General features: G+C 67.7%; 3 protein-coding genes. All 3 read left to right on the top strand.

Annotated elements, in window-relative coordinates; all coding sequences use genetic code 11:
• A partial coding sequence (locus B1964_RS23085; RefSeq protein WP_172398935.1) for a molybdopterin-dependent oxidoreductase occupies window positions 1-498 on the top strand: 498 nt, incomplete at its 5' end.
• Window positions 499-645: 147 nt separating this feature from the next.
• Entirely contained in the window at window positions 646-2,223 is a 1,578-nt protein-coding gene (locus B1964_RS23080) for a PE-PPE domain-containing protein (protein WP_253194142.1), read from the top strand.
• Between the two features lie 57 nt (window positions 2,224-2,280).
• Window positions 2,281-3,192, top strand: a 912-nt coding sequence (locus tag B1964_RS23075) for a cutinase family protein (protein WP_253194141.1), incomplete at its 3' end; no start/stop codon positions are given.

The following is a 3,192-nucleotide window of genomic DNA, read 5'->3' as shown; positions in this document are numbered from 1 at the left end:
ACCGCCCAGCCGCTACCGGTCGAGCACGGCTACCCGGTGCGGCAGGTGATCCCGGGTCTCTACGGATACGTCTCGGCCACCAAGTGGGTCGTCGACTGGGAGCTCACCACCTTCGACAAGGCGCAGGCGTACTGGACCTCGCGCGGGTGGTCACAGCTGGGACCGATCAAGATCTCCTCTCGTATCGACCGGCCGTCGAGCTCGGATCTGCCTGCCGGACAAGTGGTCCTGGCCGGTACCTCCTGGCATCAACACACCGGGATCGCCGGCGTCGAGGTCCGCATCGACGACGGCCCGTGGGAGCAGGCGACGCTGGCCACCGACTACAGCGACGACACCTGGCGGCCATGGAAGTACGTGTGGCAGGCCGGTGCCGGTCAGCACACCGTCACGTGTCGGGCGATCGGCAAGGACGGACAGGTGCAGGCCTCGGCGACCGCCGACCCGGTGCCCGACGGCGCGACCGGCCTGGATTCGCGGACCTACTCCATTTCCTGAGGAGCACACCGGGGCCGCGAAAGTGCACAAACGCGGCCATCGCGGCGCCCTCCCGTTACACTCACCTCTCGACGCGGGCGGGGCGCTGTCGCGAGCCGATGAGCTGTCGGTTCGCCGGGTTCGACGACGGATCTCTCAGGGAGACACATGCGTATGCGGCGCTCGATGCTGACGGTCGCGGTGGCGTTGGCCACCGCGATCATGTTCGTACAACCGGGCTTTCAGCCGGGTGTGGCGCACGCGCTGCAGATCGGGCCGATCGTCTTCCCCGACATCAACCCGCCGGCGACGATCGATCAGGCCAAGCCGACCATCATCGAGACACCGCCGTGGGCGCCGCACCTCGACAACGGGGACGTGGTCGTCCTGATCCCCGGCACCACCGACTACGACGGCAGCGACCAGACCGCCCGGACCCTCGGTATCGGTCTGTTCGGCGGCGTCACCACCGACGCCGACGGCAAGACGATCGTCGACCCGCACGCCGCGCCGTCGATCGACATCGTCTCCTACCCGGCCGCGTTCGGCATCGACCCGTTCGGCTTCCCGATCTATCTCGCCGGCTCGGACACCTTCACCCACTCGGTGGAGGTCGGGTCGATCAACGGGGTGCGTGATGCCGAAACCGGACACCTCCAGAAACCGGCGGGCACCGTCGTCATCAACGGCTACTCGCAGAGCGCGCCGATCGCCATGAATGTCGCATACCTGTTGCACCAGAAGAACCTTCAGGGCGCCGGTGACATCTCCGACGACCAGCTCGCCGTCATCGTCGGCGCCGACTCACGCTTCCCGCACACCGGGGTCGAGAACGTCGTACCGAGCTTTCTGCCCGGCATGTACACCAACGGCGACCGCAACCCCGCCGACACCGGCGACATCGCGGTCTACTCCTACTGCGTGCGCGGCGATGCCACCTGCGGCGTCGGCAACCCGCTGATCAATCCCGTCTCGACGTTCTTCTACCTGCTCCCCGGGTTCTACGTGCATGCCTTCCTCACCTACCGGATCAACGAGTACTCCATTGCCAAGGAATGGACGAGCGAGAGCGGAAACACCACCTACATCGTCTACGACGGCGGCAATCCCTGGGGAATGATGTTGCGCGACCTCGGAATTCCGGTCCCCAAGGAAGTCGACGACGTCCTGAGCACCCTCGTGCCGGTGCCCATGCCCGGTCACCGGTCGACCCTCGCCGACCTGCGCATCCCGATGCCCGACACACTCCGACAACAGTTGAGCGCTTACGAGGTACCGACGCCACGAGAACTGCAGGAACTCCTCTACGCGCGGCTCGGCCTCGACGTCCCCGTCCACGACCCCGACACCTGCGCCGCCACCCCGTCGGCGTGCCAAGCCGACTACAGCTCGGTGCTGCCCGCGCCGACGGCATCGAACAAGTCGGCATCGAGGGCGTCGGCGAGCACCACCGCGACCACCTCGGCGGTGCGGACCCAGGCAGCGTCGCCCCAAGCTGTGACCACCCCGGCCGAAACGACTGTCGCACAACCGTCCACCACCTCGGCGACCACTGCGCCGACCACCACTGCGCCGACCACCACTGCGCCGGCCACCACTGTGACGTCGACAGCGGAGACTCCGACGAAAACGACAAGTGTCACGGCAACGACGCCCCCGGCAGAGACGGCCCGGACCGTGGCACCCGAGACCCGGTCATCCCAGTCGAATTCCGACGACACGCCCATGGTGACCTCGGCCCGATAGCGCCGACCGGCAGACCCCGCTATCGTCCCCCGCGGGGGCCGAAGAGAGGTGGGTCGGGTGCGTCGGGTCTTCGTGGGTGTCACCGCGGTGTGTGCCGCGGCCGTGTGTGCAGTCACGACGATGGCCGCGGGAATCGTCCCGGCGAGCGCTGCGACCGATGACGGCTTACCGACGATCCGCCGGCAGCCGAGTTGGCTGCCACCTGATCTCGGCCGTGACTCGACGGTCGTCCTGGCGCCCGGTACCACCGATTTCGACCCGATCCGCGCTCACGACATCGTCGGAGGTTCCGCACCGGCCGGTGCCGATCAGTACGGCCGCACCGTCGGGCTCGGCTTCTTCGACCCGTATCGGCCGAACGTGGAGATCGTCGACTACCCCGAGGCATTCGGCTTCACCGTCGCCGGCCGACCGGTGGGCATCGTCGGGCATGACGCGTACAACACCTCCGTCGACGAGGGCACCGCCACCGGCCTCGCCGATGCCCAGCGGGCGTGGATTGCCCAGGGTCGCAAGGGAACCATCGTCCTCGGCGGATACTCACAGGGCTCCGCGGTCGCGATGAACATCGCCTACCTGCTCCACCAGCAGTACGCCGACGGGATTCCCGGCGCGATCCCCGACAGCAACGTCGTCGTCGTGACCGGTGCCGACACCCGATTCCCCGACACCGGCGCCGAGAACGTCTTCCCGAGCGTGCTGCCCGGCGCCTACACCAACGGCCCGCGCGACCCGGCCGCCACCGGCACCACCCGCGTCATCTCCTACTGCATCAAGGGAGATCTGGTGTGCGACATGGCCAATCCGATTGCCGATCCGCTCGGCTGGGCCTTCTACCTCGCACCCGGCGCCACCATCCACGGCAAGTTCGGCGATCAGGTCAACAAGTTTTCCGTCGAGCGCACCTGGTCATCGGGCAACACCACCTACGTCGTCCTCGACGGCGGCAACCCCTGGGGCATGTGGCTG

Source organism: Gordonia sp. i37, assembly GCF_002043085.1.
Taxonomy (GTDB): Bacteria; Actinomycetota; Actinomycetes; order Mycobacteriales; family Mycobacteriaceae; genus Gordonia; species Gordonia polyisoprenivorans.
Note: the sequence above shows the minus strand (reverse complement) of the source record. Positions and strands in the feature narration are given on the sequence as shown.